General features: G+C 67.4%; 15 protein-coding genes. 8 read left to right on the top strand and 7 right to left on the bottom strand.

The window, feature by feature from the left end:
* Positions 1-492: 492 nt before the first annotated feature.
* On the top strand, positions 493-1,401 hold the full coding sequence (gene pdxY / locus QMZ25_RS08315; protein ID WP_283219439.1) for a pyridoxal kinase: 909 nt from the start codon (positions 493-495) through the stop codon (positions 1,399-1,401).
* Entirely contained in the window at positions 1,398-2,522 is a 1,125-nt protein-coding gene (locus QMZ25_RS08310; RefSeq protein ID WP_180876314.1) for a prephenate dehydrogenase, read from the top strand. The genes pdxY and QMZ25_RS08310 overlap by 4 nt, the downstream gene beginning before the upstream one ends.
* Positions 2,523-2,686: 164 nt before the next feature.
* Here the strand turns inward: QMZ25_RS08310 and QMZ25_RS08305 are convergent, their stop codons facing one another.
* The 5 genes from QMZ25_RS08305 to QMZ25_RS08285 form a co-directional block, all read right to left on the bottom strand.
* Positions 2,687-2,881, bottom strand: a complete 195-nt coding sequence (locus QMZ25_RS08305; RefSeq protein ID WP_277381668.1) for a hypothetical protein — start codon at positions 2,879-2,881, stop codon at positions 2,687-2,689.
* Between the two features lie 70 nt (positions 2,882-2,951).
* Complete coding sequence (locus tag QMZ25_RS08300; RefSeq protein ID WP_065181307.1) at positions 2,952-4,724, bottom strand: ABC transporter transmembrane domain-containing protein; 1,773 nt, start codon at positions 4,722-4,724, stop codon at positions 2,952-2,954.
* Positions 4,717-5,313 carry a YigZ family protein gene (locus tag QMZ25_RS08295; RefSeq protein ID WP_283219438.1) on the bottom strand — a complete coding sequence of 199 codons (597 nt, stop codon included), beginning with the start codon at positions 5,311-5,313 and terminating at the stop codon, positions 4,717-4,719. Before QMZ25_RS08295 ends, QMZ25_RS08300 begins: the two co-directional genes overlap by 8 nt.
* A gap of 34 nt (positions 5,314-5,347) precedes the next feature.
* Entirely contained in the window at positions 5,348-6,310 is a 963-nt protein-coding gene (locus QMZ25_RS08290; protein WP_283219437.1) for a hypothetical protein, read from the bottom strand.
* Positions 6,307-6,825: an RNA polymerase sigma factor gene (locus QMZ25_RS08285; RefSeq protein WP_229765872.1), complete on the bottom strand. Its 519-nt coding sequence runs from the start codon at positions 6,823-6,825 to the stop codon at positions 6,307-6,309. Before QMZ25_RS08285 ends, QMZ25_RS08290 begins: the two co-directional genes overlap by 4 nt.
* A gap of 292 nt (positions 6,826-7,117) precedes the next feature.
* Between QMZ25_RS08285 and QMZ25_RS08280 the strand changes: the two genes are divergently transcribed.
* Positions 7,118-9,913 carry an EAL domain-containing protein gene (locus QMZ25_RS08280; protein ID WP_231107716.1) on the top strand — a complete coding sequence of 932 codons (2,796 nt, stop codon included), beginning with the start codon at positions 7,118-7,120 and terminating at the stop codon, positions 9,911-9,913.
* Positions 9,914-9,932: 19 nt separating this feature from the next.
* Here QMZ25_RS08280 and QMZ25_RS08275 read toward each other — a convergent pair whose 3' ends face one another.
* Together QMZ25_RS08275 and QMZ25_RS08270 are read right to left on the bottom strand one after the other, a co-directional pair.
* Positions 9,933-10,526 (bottom strand): TIGR00730 family Rossman fold protein, encoded by a 594-nt coding sequence (locus QMZ25_RS08275; protein ID WP_065175031.1) that lies wholly within the window; start codon positions 10,524-10,526, stop codon positions 9,933-9,935.
* A gap of 265 nt (positions 10,527-10,791) precedes the next feature.
* Positions 10,792-12,288 carry an aminotransferase class III-fold pyridoxal phosphate-dependent enzyme gene (locus QMZ25_RS08270; RefSeq protein ID WP_128988969.1) on the bottom strand — a complete coding sequence of 499 codons (1,497 nt, stop codon included), beginning with the start codon at positions 12,286-12,288 and terminating at the stop codon, positions 10,792-10,794.
* Positions 12,289-12,497: 209 nt separating this feature from the next.
* On the opposite strand from QMZ25_RS08270, the gene queA reads away from it, so the two are divergent.
* From queA to secF, 5 genes are all read left to right on the top strand, one after another.
* The gene (gene queA / locus QMZ25_RS08265) at positions 12,498-13,565 is read left to right on the top strand and encodes a tRNA preQ1(34) S-adenosylmethionine ribosyltransferase-isomerase QueA (RefSeq protein ID WP_111185614.1); all 1,068 of its coding nucleotides are present in this window, start codon (positions 12,498-12,500) and stop codon (positions 13,563-13,565) included.
* Positions 13,566-13,662: 97 nt separating this feature from the next.
* A complete protein-coding gene (tgt, locus tag QMZ25_RS08260; protein WP_283219436.1) occupies positions 13,663-14,793 on the top strand; it encodes a tRNA guanosine(34) transglycosylase Tgt in 1,131 nt (376 codons plus the stop codon).
* Between the two features lie 135 nt (positions 14,794-14,928).
* Positions 14,929-15,273 (top strand): preprotein translocase subunit YajC, encoded by a 345-nt coding sequence (yajC, locus tag QMZ25_RS08255; RefSeq protein ID WP_053519780.1) that lies wholly within the window; start codon positions 14,929-14,931, stop codon positions 15,271-15,273.
* A 61-nt stretch (positions 15,274-15,334) separates the two neighbouring features.
* Complete coding sequence (gene secD, locus QMZ25_RS08250; protein WP_053519779.1) at positions 15,335-17,191, top strand: protein translocase subunit SecD; 1,857 nt, start codon at positions 15,335-15,337, stop codon at positions 17,189-17,191.
* A gap of 15 nt (positions 17,192-17,206) precedes the next feature.
* Positions 17,207-18,187, top strand: a complete 981-nt coding sequence (secF, locus tag QMZ25_RS08245) for a protein translocase subunit SecF (protein WP_053519778.1) — start codon at positions 17,207-17,209, stop codon at positions 18,185-18,187.
* Positions 18,188-18,686: the final 499 nt, after the last annotated feature.

Below are 18,686 nucleotides of genomic sequence, written 5' to 3'. Positions count from 1 at the left end.
GGGGGACGCTGCAAGTACGTCCATGTAAGCTCGGTCGCCGCATCCATGCGGCTCACGCCCCCGCAACCGGACCCACCCCGCCTTCGGTGGTTTTCCGCGATCTGTCGGAACAGCACTCTGCTCTGGTAGGTGTCGACCTTGGTCGACACGGTAGATCCACGCCATGCGTGGATGAATTCATTCGATATCTGACAGATGTGTCGACCAAGGTCGACCTACCAACAGCCGCGCGGAACAACAGCCGCAGTTACCAACAGCCGCGTGAACCTGTCGAAGGTGGGGCGGTGTGGGTGGTCAGGACCGTTGGCGCCATGGATGGCGCCATCGAGCCCCCATGGATGGGTTTACGGCGTGTCCTGACCAGCCACACCGCCCCGCCACCCCACGGAATGCCGCTTTGGCTTTGGCTTTGGCTTCGGCCGTTGCCGTTGCATTGAGCAGGTGCAGGGCTGCAAGCCCTGCCGAAAACCCCCTTGGGCGTAGAATGCGGCCATGAGCGAATCCCTTGACAACCACCTGGTCCACGGCCGCCGCCAGCGGCCCGACGGCCCGTCGCCGATCGATGTCATCTCGGTCCAGTCGCAACTGGTCTACGGCCATGCCGGCAACAGCGCCGCCGTACCGCCGATGCGCGCGCTCGGCGTGCGCGTAGCTGAAATTCCGACCGTGCTGCTCAGCAACGCGCCGTTCTACGACACCACCCGCGGTCGCGTGCTGCCCGCCGACTGGTTCGCCGATCTGTTGCTGGGCACCCACGAGCGCGGCCTGCCGCAGCGGGCGAAGATGCTCGTCTCCGGCTACTTTGGCAGCACGGCCAACGGTGCCACCTTCGCCGATTGGCTGGACGACATCCTGCCGGCCTGCCCGCAGCTGCGTTACTGCCTGGATCCGGTGATCGGTGACACACACACTGGCCCCTACGTGGAACCGGGACTGGAAGCGATCTTCGCCGAGCGCCTGTTGCCGCATGCCTGGCTGGTGACCCCGAACGCCTTTGAACTGAATCGCCTGACCGGCATGCCGGCGCTGGCCGAGGCCGATGCCATCGCCGCCGCACGCACGCTGCTGGACCGTGGCCCGCACTGGGTGATCGCGCACAGCGTGGGTGGCACGCCGGGCGAGCTGGTGACGCTGGCGGTGGGACGCGACGAGACCTGGCGTTGGACCTCGCCGCTGCTGCCGGTGGACGTGGCCGGGACCGGCGACGTACTGATGTCGCTGGTGGTGTCGTTCCTGCTGCGGGGAGAGTCGATGCAGCAGGCGATCTCGCGTGCCATCGCAGGTACCCATGCCGCCCTGGAGGCCACGCTGGCCAATGGTTTCGAGGAGTTCGACGTGATTGCCGCGGCGCCCGCCGCACTGGCCGAAGGCACGCGCTTCCGCGCTGAACGCGTGGCATGACGGCAGTGCAGCACTTTGCGCCGCGCACGATCGGCATCGTCGGCAGTGCCGGCGCCTACGGGCGCTGGCTGGGCCGCTTCTTCGAGCAGCAGATGCGACTGCAGGTGATCGGCCACGATCCGGCCGATGCTGCTTCGCATACACCGGAGCAGTTGCTGGCCGAGGCCGATGTACTGGTGTTCTCCGCACCGATCCGGCATACGCCGGAACTGATCGCCGAATACGTGCGCCGCTCGGCGGGTCGTGAACGCGGGCGCCTGTGGCTCGATGTCACCTCGGTCAAGGACGCGCCGGTACAGGCGATGCTTGCCTCACAGGCCGAAGTGGTCGGCCTGCACCCGATGACCGCGCCGCCGAAGGCCCCCACGTTGAAGGGCAGGGTGATGGTGGTCTGCGAAGCGCGACTGCAGCACTGTCGGCCCTGGCTGGATGCGCTGTGCGTGGCGCTGCAGGCCGAGTGCGTGCGCGCCACGCCACAGCACCATGACCAGATGATGGCGCTGGTGCAGGCGATGGTGCATGCCACGCATCTGGCCCAGGCCGGCGTGCTGCGGGAATATCAGCCGCAACTGGGGACACTGGAAGCGATGCTTCCCTATCGCTCGGCGTCGTTCGAACTGGATACCGCGATCATCTCGCGCATCCTCTCGCTGAATCCGGCGATCTATGAGGACATCCAGTTCGGCAATCCGCATGTCGCGCCGATGCTGGAACGCCTGGTCGGCCAGCTGCGCATGCTGCAGGCCCAGGTGGACCAAGGCGACGACATGGCGCGCGGTGCGTTCCGCGAGCAGATGCTGGCGGCGAACCAGGCCGCCTTCGGCGCGCCTGCACTGGCCTCGGGAAACTATACCTTCGAGCGGGTGGGCTACCTGCTGGCCGATCTGACCGAGCGCAACGCCGTGTCGGTCCACCTGCCGGAAGATCGCCCGGGCTCACTGCGTGAGCTGCTGAACATCTTCGAGCAGCACGGCATCAGCCTGGCTTCCATCCATTCCTCGCGCACGCCGGGCGGGGAAGTGCATTTCCGCATCGGCTTCGTCGCCGGCAGTGATCCACGTGCCCTGGCCGACGCAGCGGCCGCCGTGGATGCCAGCGGAATCGGACGGGTACTGGCGTAGTGCATTCATCCACAGGGGATGTGGATGAATTCTGCGCAAACATGTGGATAACACTGCTCATGCCTTGCCAGCACAGGCTGTCAAGATCTGTGGCGAAAAACTGACCAGGGTGCTGCCGGTGAGGCCGGGCTACGCCCGGCGGCCCTGCGATGACCCGCGCGACGCTAGATGGTCAGCCGCAGTTCGCCGCCGCTGGTGCTGAATTCGCGGCCATTGCGCACCAGATGACGCCCGTCGTCGAGCTCGTAGCGCGGGGTGGCTTCGGAATGATGCCCGCTGCCACTGGCCTCGGGCTTGAACTCGATGATGATATGGCTCTCGCCATTGCTGTCGACTGCGGGAAACTGACGGAACGACATCGTCCACCTCCTTCAGCGGATGCTGCTTCTGCGCGGCCAGCTTGGCGCCAGAGGTGTTAGCCGACCGTCATCAATCGATGAACTGCAGTCGCGCCAGCTCCGCGTACAGACCCCCTTCAGCCAACAACTGTGCGTGCGTGCCTTCGGCGACGATGCGCCCCTGGTCCATGACCACGATGCGGTCGGCCTTGAGCACGGTTGCCAGACGGTGTGCGATGACCAGCGTGGTGCGGCCCGCCATCAGGCGCTCCAGCGCCTGCTGTACACCGTACTCGCTCTGCGCGTCGAGCGCGCTGGTGGCTTCGTCCAGCAGCAGGATCGGCGCATCCTTCAGCAGCGCGCGGGCGATCGCCACGCGCTGCTGCTGCCCGCCGGACAGGCGCGCGCCGCGCTCGCCCAGCTCACTGTCATAACCCTGCGGCAACGCACGCAGGAAGCCATCGGCCTCAGCGGCACGAGCCGCTTCCTCGACTTCGGCATCGCTGGCCTGCAGGCGGCCGTAGCGGATGTTGTCGCGGGCGCTGGCGGCGAACAGCGTCGGTTGCTGCGGCACCAGGGCCAGCTGGGCGCGCAGGTCGGCGGGATCGACCTCGCGCACATCGATGCCGTCCACGCAGATGCGGCCGTTGGCCGGGTCATGGAAGCGCAGCAGCATCGACAGCACCGTGCTCTTGCCTGCACCCGAGGGACCGACCAGGGCCACGGTCTCGCCGGGGCGCACATGCAGGCTGAAGTGGTCGAGCGCGGCCTGGTCCGGTCGCTGCGGGTAGTGGAACACCACGTCATCGAACTGGATCTCGCCTTGCAGCGGCTGCGGCAGCGCGCGTGGATGCGCGGGCGCGCGGATCTCGACATCCTCCTGCAGCAGTTCGCCGATCCGGCCCATGCCGCCGGCAGCGCGCTGGAGTTCGTTCCAGACTTCGGCCAGAGCGCCCACCGAGCCACCGCCGATCAGCGCATAAAGCACAAACTGGCCCAGGGTGCCGGCACTGAGGCGGCCCTCGATGACATCGTGGGCGCCCAGCCACAGCACGCCGACAATGGCACCGAAGATCAGCAGGATGGCACTGGCGGTGACCAGCGACTGTGCGCCGATGCGCCGGCGTGCGGCCCGGATCGCATCGCCCAGCGCCAGGTCGAAGCGGCCGCGCTCGTAAGGCTCGCGCGCATGTGCCTGCACCGTGCGGACGGCACCGAGGGTCTCGCTGGCCAGGCTGTTGGCGTCGGCGATGCGGTCCTGGCTGCTGCGCGCGACGGTGCGCAGCTTGCGTGCGCCGATGATGATGGGCAGCACCGCCAGCGGGATGCCGAGCAGCGACCACGCCGCCAGGCGCGGACTGGTCACGAACAGCATGGCCAGGCTGCCGACCACCGTCACGCTGCTGCGCAATGCGACTGACATGGTCGAACCCACCACGCTGCGCAGCAGCTCGCTGTCGGCGGTCAGGCGCGAGACCAGTTCGCCGCTGCGGCTGCGGTCATGGAAACCGGCACCCAACTGGATCAGGTGCCCGTACAGACGGCTGCGCAGGTCGGCAACTACCTTCTCGCCGAGCAGCGACACGAAGTAGAAGCGTGCGGAGGTGGCGATCGCCAGCACTACCGCCACCAGCATCAGCAGGGCAAACGCCCGGTTGATCTGGCCGCCGCTGCTGAAGCCGTGGTCGATCATCTGCTTGACGGCCGGAGGCAGGCTGAGGGTGGCGGCCGAGGAGACGGCCAGCGCCAGCAGCCAGGCGGCGAACAGGCCACTGTGCCGGCGCACGAACGGCCACAGCGTTCGCAGGCTGCCGAGGCGGCGCAATGGCGGGGTCGCGGCGGCCGCGTCGTCCTTGTCAGTCATCCTGGTCGTCATCTCGGATACGGATACGGTCACGGGTGGCGTCTCGCAGGCGGATTTTCAATGCGTCGGCCTGGCCGGCGGGTAATTCGATCCGCAGGCGCACGCCTTCAGCGTCGAACTGTTCATCCTGCTTCTCGGCGGAGAACGCGGGCAGGGCCGCATGCAGGGTACCCAGGTCCTCGAAGCCGGCCAGCAGCTGCAGCCGTGCCATCGCCACCAGCGGCAGCCGCGGTGCCGTGCGCAGACACTCGGCGGCGGTACCGCCGTAGGCGCGGACCAGACCGCCGGCGCCGAGCTTGATACCCCCGTACCAGCGGATCACCACCACCATGACCCGGTCGAAGCCCTGGCCATCGATGGCGGCCAGGATCGGCCGGCCGGCAGTCCCCGCCGGCTCGCCATCATCGCTGGAGCGATACTCCTGTCCATGCCGGTAGGCCCAGCAGTTGTGCGTGGCGTCGGCCACCATCACCCGCTGCAGGAACGACATCGCCGCCGCCGCGCCATCGATGGGCGCGGCATGGGCGATGAAGCGGCTGTGCTTGACTTCCAGCGTGTGGCTGACGGGCTGGGCGAGGGTATCGGGCATTCCCTTCATTCTACGGGGTTGCCGCCCCCATGCTTCAGTCGTCCAGCAGAGGACGCAGGTCGCGTGGCAGCCGCGACTCCGGATACTGCTGCACGTAGCGCTCGAGGCTGGCACGGGCGATGTCGCGCTGGCCTTCGTCGCGACGTTCGCGGATCTTCTGCAGCCACTGCCGGCGGGGCAGCTGGGCGTCGGCGGCCACTTCGGCCTGCACGGCCGTAGCGCTGAGCGCGGCATCGCTGCCGCGACGCATCACGCCCGGTGCGCTGCGGAGCGGTGCGGCCCGCTTGAGCGCCGTGGTATCACCGCGCTGTCCCGCGCTGGCCGGGGCGGCCTCCATCGCGCCGGACAGGGGGGCAACGGCGTCGCGCGCTTCCAGCGACGGCGGCGCAGGCGCCGCAGCAGGCAGCGGTGCCGAATAGGCCACAGCGGCCGGAGGTTCCGCAGCCGGCGGCGGAGCTGCGGTGTCGGCGGCGGCGCGCTCGGTGGCCTGAGCCGCCGCTTTCGCTCGTGCCGCCACCGTCGGTGCCGGTGCTTGTGGTGCGGAGGATCGGGCCGGCGCGGCGGGCCTGGGTGCCGCGACCGGTGCCGGTGGTGCCGGCGGCGCACTTGCGATGGCCGGCTCGGCAGGGGAAGGCCGGGTAGGGCCCTCGGCAGGCTGCGCGGCCACTTCGGCAGCGACCTCGTCGGCGATCGGCGGCGCGGTGACCTGCGCATCGTGCGCCGGGAGCGCGGGCGGTTCCGGGCGCAGCTGCCAGGCGATGCCGATGGCGAATACCATCGATGCAGCGACGCCGAACACCGCAGGCCAGTGACGGCGCGGACGCCGTGCACGCACGCTGCCCGCACCGGGCGCGTCGGCCTCGGGGGCCTGCACCGCCGCACGGGCGGCCGCCAGGATCGTGGCATCCAGCGCCGCCGGAGGAGCCTGTTCGGCACGACGGCCGAGCAGGCGCGTCAGCTCGCGCTCTTCAGGCGTCAGGGGTTCGTCTCGGTTCATGCGTTCAGTCCCGCACGCAGCTTGTCCATCGCATAGCGCAGCCGCGATTTCACGGTTTCCCGGCCTACGCCGGTGATCTGGCCGATCTCCTCCAGGCTCAGTTCCTGATCCAGCCGCAGCTGCAGCACTTCGCGCTGCTCCAGCGGCAGTTCTTCCATCGCGCGCTGGATGCGGCGACGTTGCTCGAATTCTGAAAGCTCTGCTTCCGGGGTCTGCCCGTCTTCCAGCGCGGCCAGACGCAGCTCGGCATCGGCCGGCGCCGCCGGGCGGTGGCGTGCGGCGCGCCAGTGATCGTTGAGCCGGTTGTGCGCGATGCGGAACAGCCAGGTGCTGAAGGCGGCATCCGGCTGCCAGCCGGACCGTGCGCTGATGACCCGTTGCCAGACGTCCTGGAAGATCTCCTCGGCCAGGGCGGTATCGCGCAGCTGGCGCAGCAGGAAGCCGAACAGGCGCTTGCGATGGCGCGCATACAGGCTCTCGAACGCGTGCAGGTCGCCGCCGGCCCAGGCGAGCATCAAGGCTTCATCGGTTGGCAGGGCGCTGGCGTCCACGCGGTACAGGTTAAGGCCTGCCGACGATGGCGCATAGCGGGGTGCGGGGGCGGACAGGGCGAGGTTCATGGCTCGGAACGGGGTGCGGACGCCAGGAATAACGAACGGGCGCACGATTCGGGGTTGCCGGGCTTCCATTGCCCCCCCGGTGGCGCGCTATGCTCGGCGGCTCAGGGGAGGCGACGCACAGACGGCGCCAAGAGATTGTCATTTGTCCACGCACGCTGAACCTGCGCAAACGCCATCACACGAGGCCGTGCTGAGTACGGAACTCGTGCGCGCGCTGCATGCGCTGCTGCCGGAATCGGCGGTGGTCCGGGTCGGCTGGGACGATCCCCAGCTGGGGCGCGGTGACGCCATCTGGCCGATACCCCCGGTCGCGGCCGACAGCGGGGCACCGGCTGCAGGCGATGGCCGCCACGGTTGGGATCATGATGGTGCCCGCCTGTACCTGGTGGTGGAAGGCGCGGCGCCTTCGTCCGCATGGTGGGGTCTGGCGCGGCAGGCCATGGAGCTGGCCCTGCAGCGGGGCCGCCAGGCGGGACAGATCAAGGCGCTGGAAGAGGCCGAGCGGCTGCAGCAGGCGCTGTTCCAGATTGCCGATCTTGCCGGCGCCGACCTGGAGATGGGGCAGATGCTGCGCCGCGTGCACGACGTGCTGGGCACGCTGATGTACGCGGAAAACTGTTACATCGTCGAATACGATGACCTGCACGACCAGATCAGGTTCCTGTACTTCGCCGACCAGGTGGATGATTTCGTCGCCGATCCGGCGCAGAGCTTCGACGCCAGTGGAATGCCGCGCAGCCTGACGGTGGCGTTGCTGCACCATGGCAGGCCCCTGAGCGGACCTTCGCGGGAACTGTTGGCCCGCGAGGTCGGGCAGGAGCATGACCCGCTTCGCGGCCCCGAAAGCCTGGACTGGCTGGGTGTGCCGATGCTGCGCGATGGCCGGGTGTGCGGTGCCATCGTGGTGCAGAGCTACGAGCAGGCAGACCGCTATGGCGAGGCCGAGCGTGCACTGCTGGGTTTCGTTGCCCAGCACGTACAGACCGCGATGGACCGGCGGCAGGCCCAGGTGCGGCTCGAGCAGCAGGTGGAACTGCGCACGCAGGAACTGCAACGCGCCAACCACAGCCTGCAGGACGAAGTGGCAGAGCGTCGTCGTGCCGAGCAGCTGCAGATCGCGCTGTACGACATTGCAGAGATGGCGATGTCCGCCGAGAGCCTGGAGCAGTTCTACGGCCAGGTGCATGGCGTGGTCGGCCGACTGCTCGACGCGCGCAATTTCTACATCGCGCTGGTCAACGAGGCGGGTGATGGACTGGATTTCGTCTACTCGGTGGATGAACGCCACGCCAGCCGCGCCTCCCGTGCGTTCAGTCGTGGCCTGACCGAATACGTGGTGCGCAACCGCCAGCCCCTGTTGGCCTCCCGCGCGCAGATCGACTCGCTGCGCGCCAGTGGCGAGGTGCGCGAGTCCGGTGCGCGCTCGCTGTGCTGGCTGGGCGTGCCGCTGCTGCGGGATGACGAAGTGGTTGGCGCGATCGTGGTGCAGAGCTACAGCGAGCAGCGTGCCTTCAGCATCCACGACCAGCGCTTGCTGACCTTCGTCGCGCAGAACATCGGCACCGGACTGGCCCGCCAGCGCGACCAGCAGCGCCTGCGTTCGGCGCATGCCGAACTGGAGAAGCGCGTGGACGAACGCACGCGCGAACTGGCTGAGGTCAACGAAAAGCTGTTGGGCCAGATCGGCGAGCGCCTGCGTGCCGAGCAGCGGCTGACCCACCAGGCCATGCACGACGCGCTGACCGGGTTGCCCAACCGCCTACACCTGCTGGACCGGCTGCAGGATGCGCTGGTACTGGCCAGGCAGGAGGACGGCCCGGTGTTCGCGGTGCTGTTCCTGGATCTGGACCGTTTCAAGCTGGTCAACGACAGCATCGGCCACGCCGCCGGCGATCACATGCTGGTGGAAGTGGCCAAGCGCATCGTGTCGATGGCGGGCCCCGACGACGTGGTGGCGCGCCTGGGCGGTGATGAGTTCGCGGTGCTGCTGCAGTGCCCGCTGGGCCTGGCGCAGGCCCTGGATTTCGGTCAACGCCTGCTGTTGGCATTGCAGGAGTCGATGTGGATCGCCGGGCGCGAGCTGTTCCCGTCCGGCAGCCTCGGCATCGCGCTGTGGAATCCGCGTTACCGGACCGGAGAAGAGCTGCTGCGCGATGCCGACGCCGCCATGTACCGGGCCAAGGCGCAGGGGCATGATCGCTGTGCGATCTTCGACGAGGACATGCGCGAGCAGGCCATGCGCAGCCTCGATCTGGAAGCCGATCTGCGGCGGGCGATCAACAACCGGGATTTCGTGCCGTTCTACCAGCCGATCGTGCGCCTGTCCGACGGGGAAGTGGTGGGACACGAAGCGCTGCTGCGCTGGCAGCACGAACGGCGTGGCCTGCTGTTGCCGGGCGCGTTCCTGGAGCTGGGAGAGGAGAGCGGGTTGATCGAACAGGTCGACTGGCTGATCTACGAACAGGTCATCGCCGGCCTGGCCGCGGGCGGGCAGGGCTATGTGTCGGTGAACGTGTCGCCGCGGCATTTCCGTTCGGCCGGTTTCAGTGCGCGCCTGTTCGGCCTGCTCGACGCCTGCGGGGCCGATCCGCGCCGGTTGCGCCTGGAGATCACCGAGGTCGCGCTGCTGGATGACGGCCCGCACACGCTGCATATCCTGCAGGGACTGCGCGAGCGCGGCATCCAGGTGCAGCTGGACGACTTCGGCACCGGCTTCTCGGCGTTGTCGTACCTGCACCGCTTCCCGATCAGCACGCTGAAGATCGACCAGAGCTTCATTGCCGGCCTGCATGGACCGGAAGTGCAGAGCACCCGCGCGCTTGTACAGGGCGTGCTGTCGCTGGCGCGCACGCTGGGCATCGAAACCATCGGCGAAGGCATCGAAACCGAAGCCCAGCGGCAGACACTGCGCGAACTGGGCTGCGATTACGGCCAGGGCTACCTGCTGGGGCGACCGGCTCCCTGGGCCGACGTGGCGACCTGAGACGCCACGCGGCGGACGATCAACGCAGGGCGGCGCGGCGCTTCTCGTCGATCCACTTGGAGGCCTGTGCCGGCTGGTAGTTCTTCATCCACTCCAGCATCTGCTCGATGTCCGAGCCGTACCACAGGTCCTGGCGCTGGTCCGGGTGCAGGAAACGCTCATCCACCATGCGATCGATCATGCCGATCAGCGGCGCGTAGAAGCCGTCCACGTCCAGGAATGCACAGGGCTTGTTGCCGATGCCCAGCTGGCGCCAGGTCAGCATCTCGAAGATCTCCTCCATGGTGCCGAAGCCGCCGGGCAGGGCGACGAAGCCGTCGGCCAGGTCGAACATGCGCGACTTGCGTTCGTGCATTGAGCCGACGATCTCCAGCTCGGTCAGGCCGCGATGGGCCACTTCCCAGTCGGCCAGCTGGCGGGGGATCACGCCGGTGACCTCGCCGCCGGCCGCGAGCACGGCATTGGCCACGGTTCCCATCAGGCCGACGTTGCCGCCGCCATACACCAGGCGCAGGCCGTCGCGGGCGATGCGGTCGCCCAGTGCAATGGCGCGTTCGGTATAGGCCGGCTTGCTGCCAGCGTTGGAACCACAGTACACACAGATCGATTTCATGGATCTTCCTGTCTCTTGGCCGGAAACGAAAACGCCCCGTCGCCGACCGCAGGGCGGTCAGGGACGGGGTGTCCAAGGATTATGAGGCCTTGAGAGGCCTTCTGTAGAGCCGAGCCATGCTCGGCTGCTCTTCGTTCAGATCGCGGCAATGCCCTAGCCGAGCATGGGCTATGCCGGTCGTCCTGACCGGCACCCTTCGGGCCGTCGCCAGCGACGTTGGCAGCGGCTCCTGCCGCTGCCTTCGGCTCTTCAAAAAAGCGGGGGCTTACGCCGCCGCAGCCTGCTCGCGTCGCGGGCCTTCACGCAGGGCGCGGCCGACCATGCCCACCAGCAGATCCAGCTCTTCGCTGTCCATGCCGAAGTGGGGCGTGAAGCGCAGCGAGTTCTCGCCGCCATGGATCACATTGATGCCATGCCGGCGCAGCCATTCTTCGGTGGAACCACTGCCGTAGCACTTGAACTGCGGCGCCAGCTCGCACGAGAACAGCAGGCCGGTACCCTGCACCTTGGTGATCAGCCCGCCAAGCTCGCCCTTGAGCTGTTCCAGCTTGCGCACGGCTTCGGCGCCGCGCTCGGCGATGTTGGCGCGCACCTGCGGGGTCAGCTGTGCCAGCGTCGCGCAGGCCACGTCCAGCGCACGCGGGTTGCTGGTCATGGTGTTGCCGTAGATGCCCTTGCGGTACAGCTGTGCGGCATGCTCGGTCACCGCCAGCACCGACAGCGGGTACTGGGCCGCGTTCAGGGCCTTCGAGTAGGTTTCCATGTCCGGCGGATCCAGGCCTTCGAAGCCCGGGTAGTCAACCACCGACAGCACGCCGTGCGCGCGCAGGCCGGCCTGGATCGAATCGAGCAGCAGCAGGCTGCCGTGCGCGCGGGTCAATTCGCGGGCCAGGGCATAGAACGACGGCGGTACCGAGCGGCCCGGATCGCCTTCGCCCATGACCGGCTCCAGGAACACCGCCTCGATGAACCACTTGTTGCGGGCGGCGTCCTCGAACACCGCGCGCAGGCCGGCTTCGTCGTACGGCGCCACGGTGATCACCGAATCCTCGCCACGGTAGCTGGCCAGATGCTGCATGTAGCTCTTGCGGCTGGAATCGGAGTACAGCGCCGGCCGGTCGGTGCGGCCATGGAAGCTGCCCTTGACCACCACGCGCTTGATCGCGGCGCCGGCGTGGCGCGCACCCGGGTCGGTCTGCAGCTTGGCGTTGACGTCGGCGATGCGTGCGGCCAGCCCGACCGCTTCCGAGCCGGAGTTCAGGCACATGAAACGGGCGAACGGGCAGCCGCCACGACGGTGGCCGATCTCGGCGCGAAGGGCGGTGATGAAGCGCTGCTGTGACAGGCTGGGGGTCATGATGTTGGCCATCACCTGCGGTCGGGCCATCGCCTCCAGCACCGTGTCGGGGGTATGACCGAAGCCGAGCATGCCGTAGCCGCCAGCGTCATACAGCACCGCCCCCTTCAGGGTGACCACCCACGGGCCGCGCGCGGCCAGCGCCACATAGGGCGTAACGGCGTCGTCGGCGTAGAAATTGACGAACCCGTCCTGCATGGCATCGATCTGCGCCTGTTCGTCCTGCCCCAGCAACGGCCCCAGTTCGCCCTGCACACGGGCGAACTCCGCGGCGGCGGCCTCGACCGCGGCCACCAGCTGCGGATGGCGGACGGACAGGGTGGTCAGGGTGGCGTCGTCCAGGCCGGTGGTGAGGCGGGTGCCGGGCTGGCTGCGCAGGGGGGCGAGGCGTTCGATGAAGCTCATTGCAGATCTCCTGAAACAATGGGGCGCACGGGCCATCAAAAAGCAAAACGCGCGTCATCACGCGCGCTGGGCGGCCTCGTGCAGCGGACTTCCATCTCGATGCTAGCACTTGTTTTTTTGCGCGATAACCCCGCAGAAACCTGTTGCATAGCAGCATTTTGCGCGACGTTCGCCGCGAACCACGCCGGCTCGCAGACGCTGGCCGTACAATGCGCGCCATTGTCGACCTGTTGCCGCCCACTGCCTTGAAGAAGTCCGATTTCCACTACGACCTGCCGGCTGAACTGATCGCGCAGGCGCCGCTGGCTGAACGTTCCGCCAGCCGCCTGCTGCTGGTGCCTCCGGCCCCTGCCGCCTTCACCGACCTGCAGGTGCGTGATCTGCCCTCGCTGCTGCAGCCGGGCGACCTGCTGGTATTCAACGATACGCGCGTGATCCCGGCGCGCCTGTTCGGTCAGAAGGCCAGCGGTGGGCGGGTCGAGATCCTGATCGAGCGCCTGCTCGGCGGCCAGCAGGCGCGTGCCCAGGTCGGCGCCAGCAAGTCGCCCAAGGCCGGCAGCCGCATCGCGCTCGATGCCGGTGGCGAAGCCGAAGTGCTGGGCCGCGACGGCGAGTTCTATGTGCTGCAGTTCCATGTGCCCGAGTCACTGGAGCAGTGGCTGCTCCACGCCGGACGCCTGCCGCTGCCCCCCTACATCCAGCGCGAGCCGGGCGTGGACGACCGCGAGCGCTACCAGACCGTGTTCGCGCGGGAGGTGGGAGCGGTGGCGGCACCGACCGCCGGCCTGCATTTCGATGAACCGCTGTTGGCCGCGCTGAAGGACAAGGGCGTGGAGTTCGGCCACGTCACCCTGCACGTGGGGGCAGGCACCTTCCAGCCGGTGCGAGCCGATGACCTGAAGGACCACGTGATGCACCGCGAGTGGCTGAACGTGGGCGCCGAGCTGGTGCAGCAGGTGCGTCGGACCCGCGCTGCGGGCGGGCGCGTGATCGGTGTCGGCACCACCGTGGTGCGCGCGCTGGAAAGTGCGATGCGTGACGGCGAGCTGTTGCCGTTCGCCGGCGAGACGCAGATCTTCATCACCCCGGGCTATCGGATCCGCAGCGTTGACGCGATGGTGACCAATTTCCATCTGCCGGAAAGCACCCTGTTGATGATGATTTCGGCCTTTGCCGGCAAGGAGCGGGTGTTCGAGGCCTATCAGCACGCGATCCAGCAGCGCTATCGCTTCTTCAGTTACGGCGACGCGATGCTGCTGTTCCCGCAGGCAGGGTAGGGCGCGCCGGGAGGGCAGGGACCCTTGCGGGTGCGCACCTTGGTGCGCACGCCTTCTTGGGAGACAATAGGCAACTATTTGCCTGAACGACCGCTCCATGTCCCGACTGCAGTTCCAGCTCAAGACCCGCGACGGCCGTGCCCGTCGCGGCCGCCTGACCTTCCCGCGCGGCACGGTGGAAACGCCGGCTTTCATGCCCGTGGGAACCTATGGCTCGGTCAAGGGCATCCTGCCGGACCAGGTGCGCGCGCTGGGTGCCGAGATCATCCTTGGCAACACCTTCCATCTGTACCTGCGTCCGGGCCTGGACATCATCGCCGACCACGGCGGACTGCATGGCTTCTGCCGCTGGGACGGCCCGATCCTGACCGATTCCGGCGGTTTCCAGGTGTTCTCGCTGGCCCACCGCCGCAAGATCACCGAACAGGGCGTGACCTTCGCTTCGCCGACCGACGGGGCCCGGGTGTTCCTCGGCCCGGAAGAGAGCATGAAGATCCAGAAGGTGCTCGATTCGGACGTGGTGATGATCTTCGACGAGTGCACCCCGTACCCGGCCACCGAGGACATCGCCCGCCGCTCGATGGAGCTGAGCCTGCGCTGGGCCCAGCGCAGCCGCAACGCGCATGACGAGCTCGGCAACGATGCGGCCCTGTTCGGGATCGTCCAGGGTGGGGTGCATACCGACCTGCGCAGCCGCTCGGCCGAGGCCCTGCAGGCGATCGGCTTCGATGGCTATGCCATCGGTGGCCTGGCCGTGGGCGAGCCGGAGCATGAGCGCAACGCCATGCTCGACCACCTGGATCCGGAGCTGCCGGGCGACCGCCCGCGCTACCTGATGGGCGTGGGCCGGCCGGAAGACCTGGTCGAGGGTGTCGCACGCGGCGTGGACATGTTCGACTGCGTGATGCCGACCCGCAACGCGCGCAACGGTCATTACTTCACCTCGTTCGGTACCGTCCGCATCCGCAATTCGCAGTATGCGCGGGACATGGACCCGATCGAACCGGGCTGCGGCTGCGTGGCCTGTACCGGCGGCTACACCCGCTCGTACCTGCGCCACCTGGACCGCTGCAACGAGATGCTGGCGCCGATGCTGGGCACCCTGCACAACCTGTTCTACTACGAGAAGCTGATGGCCGACATCCGGGCGGCGATCGAGGCGGGAACCTTCCAGGCCTTCCGCGAGTCCTTCTATGCGGCACGCGGAGCGGTTCCGCCGCCGCTGTAACCCGGCGCCCCCCCTGTCGAACGGCCCGGGGACGAACGTCCGGGGCCATGGCATACTTCAAGGCTGACCCAGATCCGCGGTCGACACCCCGCGCCCGTGAAAGGGCCGGAGCGCCGCCCAACCAAAGGACCAAAGATGAACCTGCTTGCCTTCCTGATTCCCGCCGCCCACGCCCAGGCCGCCGGTGGCCAACCGCAGGGCATGGGCCTGACCACGCTGCTGTTCCCGATCATCCTGATCGCCATCATGTACTTCCTGATGATCCGCCCGCAGATGAAGCGGCAGAAGGAGCACAAGGCCATGCTGGAGAAGATCAAGCGTGGCGACGAAGTGCTGACCAACGGTGGCATCGCCGGCGTGGTCACCGACATCGGCGACAACTTCGTCACCCTGGAAGTGGCCGAGAACGTGCGCATCCGCGTGCAGAAGGGCGCTGTCGGCAACGTGCTGCCGGCCGGTACCCTGAAGTCGGCCCAGTAAGCCACTCCCTTTCCGATGCACAACCGCGGCGCCGGGGATGGCGCCGCGCGGGACCCAAGCAATGCTCGAATTTCCACGCTGGAAGTACGTCGTCATCCTGATCGTACTTGCGCTCAGTACGCTGTATGCGCTGCCCAACATCTACCAGAAGGACGCGGCCGTCCAGATCACCGCCAACCGTGGCGGACAGGTCGACGACGCCCTCCGCGACCGCGTGGTGGCTGACCTGAAGAAGGCCGGCATCGCCAGCCTCGGCGCGGAGAAGGAAGGCGAGAGCCTGATCGTCCGCCTGCCGGACCTCAAGACCCAGGCCGCGGCAAGCGACCTGCTGCGCGACAGCGTGGGTGAGAACTACACGGTCGCGCTGAACCTGGCATCCACCGTTCCGGACTGGCTGGCCAATCTTGGCGGTCGCCCGATGACGCTCGGCCTGGACCTGCAGGGCGGCGTGCACTTCGTGCTGCAGGTGGACCAGAAGGCTGCGCTGGACAAGCGCCTGGATGCCTACACCGAAGACGTGCGCAGCACCCTGCGCGACGCACGCATTCCGTACCAGTCGGTCGAGCGTCGCGCCGACAACAGCATCGTGGCCAACCTGAGCCCGTCCGCCGGTGACGACGCCGCGCAGCGCGCCCGCACGGCCCTGCTCAAGGCGCAGCCGACCCTCGGTTACGACGTCAGCGGCAGCCGCATCACGGTGACCGTGCCGGAGGCCGAGATCTCGCAGATCGCCAACGGCGCCATCGAGCAGAACATCAATACCCTGCGCAACCGCGTGAACCAGCTGGGCGTGGCCGAGCCGATCATCCAGCGCCAGGGCGCCGACCGCGTCGTGGTGCAGCTGCCCGGCGTGCAGGACACGGCCGAAGCCAAGCGCATGATCGGTGCGACCGCCACCCTGGAATACCGTGCGGTGGTCGAGGGCAACGCCCAGGACGCCATCAACGCCGGCCGCATCCCGCCGGAAGCCAAGGTCTACCAGCAGCGTGACGGCCGCGGTCCGATCCTGCTGAACAAGCGCGTGATCGTCACCGGCGACCAGATGGTGGCTGCGCAGGCGGTGACCGACGCCAACAGCGGTGCCCCGGCGGTCAGCGTGACGCTGAACAACGTCGGTGGCCAGCGCATGTTCGACTTCACCAGCGCCAACGTGAACAAGCCGATGGCGGTGGTGTACACCGAACGCGTGCCGACCGTGACCGTGGTCGACGGCCAGGAAGTGCGCGGCTTCAAGGTCAACGAGGAAGTGATCTCGGTGGCCAACATCAATGGCGTGTTCGGCAAGAACTTCCAGACCACCGGCCTGCAGAAGAAGGAAGCCGAAGACCTGGCCAAGCTGCTGAAGTCCGGCTCGCTGGCCGCGCCGATGGACTTCGTCGAAGAGCGCGTGGTCGGCCCGAGCCTGGGTGCCGAGAACGTCAAGAACGGCATGCGCGCCGTGGTCTTCGCCTTCCTGTTCACCCTGGTGTTCTTCAGCATCTACTACCGCATGTTCGGCATCATCACGTCGGTGGCGATGCTGTTCAACCTGCTGATCGTGGTGGCAGTGATGTCGTTGTTCGGCGCGACCATGACCCTGCCGGGCTTTGCCGGCCTGGCGCTGTCGGTCGGCCTGTCGGTCGACGCCAACGTGCTGATCAACGAGCGTATCCGTGAAGAGCTGCGGGCCGGTGTTCCGGGCAAGACCGCGATCGTGACCGGTTACGAGCGCGCTTCCGGCACCATCCTCGACGCCAACCTGACCGGCCTGATCGTCGGCGTGGCACTGTTCGCATTCGGTACCGGTCCGCTGAAGGGCTTCGCGCTGACCATGATCATCGGTATTTTCGCCTCCATGTTCACCGCGATCACCGTGTCGCGTGCGCTGGCGACGCTGATCTACGGCCGCCGCAAGAAGCTCCAGAACGTGGCCATCTGACGGGACGACACGCACATGAAACTGTTTCCGCTGCACATCCTCCCGAACGACACCAAGATCGATTTCATGCGGTGGCGCCATGTCGCCATGGTCGTCACGATCATCGTGTTCCTGGCATCGATCGCCATCATCGGCTTCAAGGGCTTCAACTATGCCCTGGACTTCACCGGTGGCACCCTGATCGAGGCCCGCTTCGAGCGCCCGGTGGACGTCGAGCAGGTCCGCACCAAGCTCGAGCAGAGCGGCTTCGACGGCGCCCAGGTGCAGAGCGTCGGTGGCAGTACCGACCTGCTGATCCGCCTGGCGCCGCACGGTGAGCATGCCCCGGGTACCGGCGATTCCGCCGCCGAGGACAAGGCCACCGCGGCGGCCGTGGTCAAGGCGCTGTCCTCGGCCGACAACCAGGCGACGGTGCTGCGCAATGAGTTCGTCGGCCCGCAGATCGGCAAGGATCTGGCGATGAACGGCCTGTACGCCACCATCTTCATGCTGGCCGGCTTCCTGATCTACATCGCCGTCCGCTTTGAATGGAAGTTCGCGGTCACCGCCAGCATCGTGGCCATGTTCGACCTGATCGTGACGGTGGCTTACGTGTCCCTGCTGGGCCGCGAGTTCGACCTGACTGTGCTGGCCGGCCTGCTGTCGGTGATGGGCTTTGCGATCAACGACATCATCGTGGTGTTCGACCGCGTCCGCGAGAACTTCCGCAGCCTGCGCGTGGAACCGATGGAAGTGCTGAACCGTTCGATCAACCAGACGCTGTCGCGTACGGTGATCACCGCGGTGATGTTCTTCCTGTCCGCACTGGCCCTGTACCTGTACGGTGGCAGCTCGATGGAAGGCCTGGCCGAAACGCACATGATCGGTGCGGTGATCGTGGTCATGTCGTCGATCCTGGTCGCGGTGCCGATGCTCACGATCGGCTTCCTGCGCGTGAGCAAGCAGGATTTGCTGCCGAAGGCCAAGGACATCGAGGCTCTGGCCCGCCGTCCGTAAGCGTTCGCGCTGCACGCAACGCACAGAGAACCCCGCGCAAGCGGGGTTTTTTGTTGGCAGGTCGTGCAGCCCTGCACCTGCCGAGGCAAAGGCAACATCAACAGCGGGCATTTCGTGGGTTGGCGGGGCGGTGTCGGAGTACGGGGACGCCGTAAACCCGTCCATGGGGGCTTGGCAGCCGCTTGCTCGTGCGCGCAGTCCTGCGCGCACGGCAAGACCGGGGTTGGGCGTCCTGCCCAACCCGCCCGAGGCATGCCTCGGGCCCATGCGGCTGACACCCCGCACTCCGACACCGCCCCAACTTCGAAACGTTCACGCGGCTGTCGGTAGGTGTCGATCTTGGTCGACACATCTGTCAGATTTCGAATGAATTCAATCGTGTCGACCAAGGTCGACACCCACCAGAGCAGAATGCGGTTCCGACAGAACGCGGAAGACTGTCGAAGGCGGGGTGGGTCCGGTTGCGGGGGCGTGAGCGCCATGGATGGCGCGACCGAGC

It is taken from the genome of Stenotrophomonas sp. RS-48 (assembly GCF_030053245.1).
GTDB classification, from domain to species: Bacteria; Pseudomonadota; Gammaproteobacteria; order Xanthomonadales; family Xanthomonadaceae; genus Stenotrophomonas; species Stenotrophomonas maltophilia_P.
This window is presented reverse-complemented; position numbering and strand designations above follow the sequence as displayed.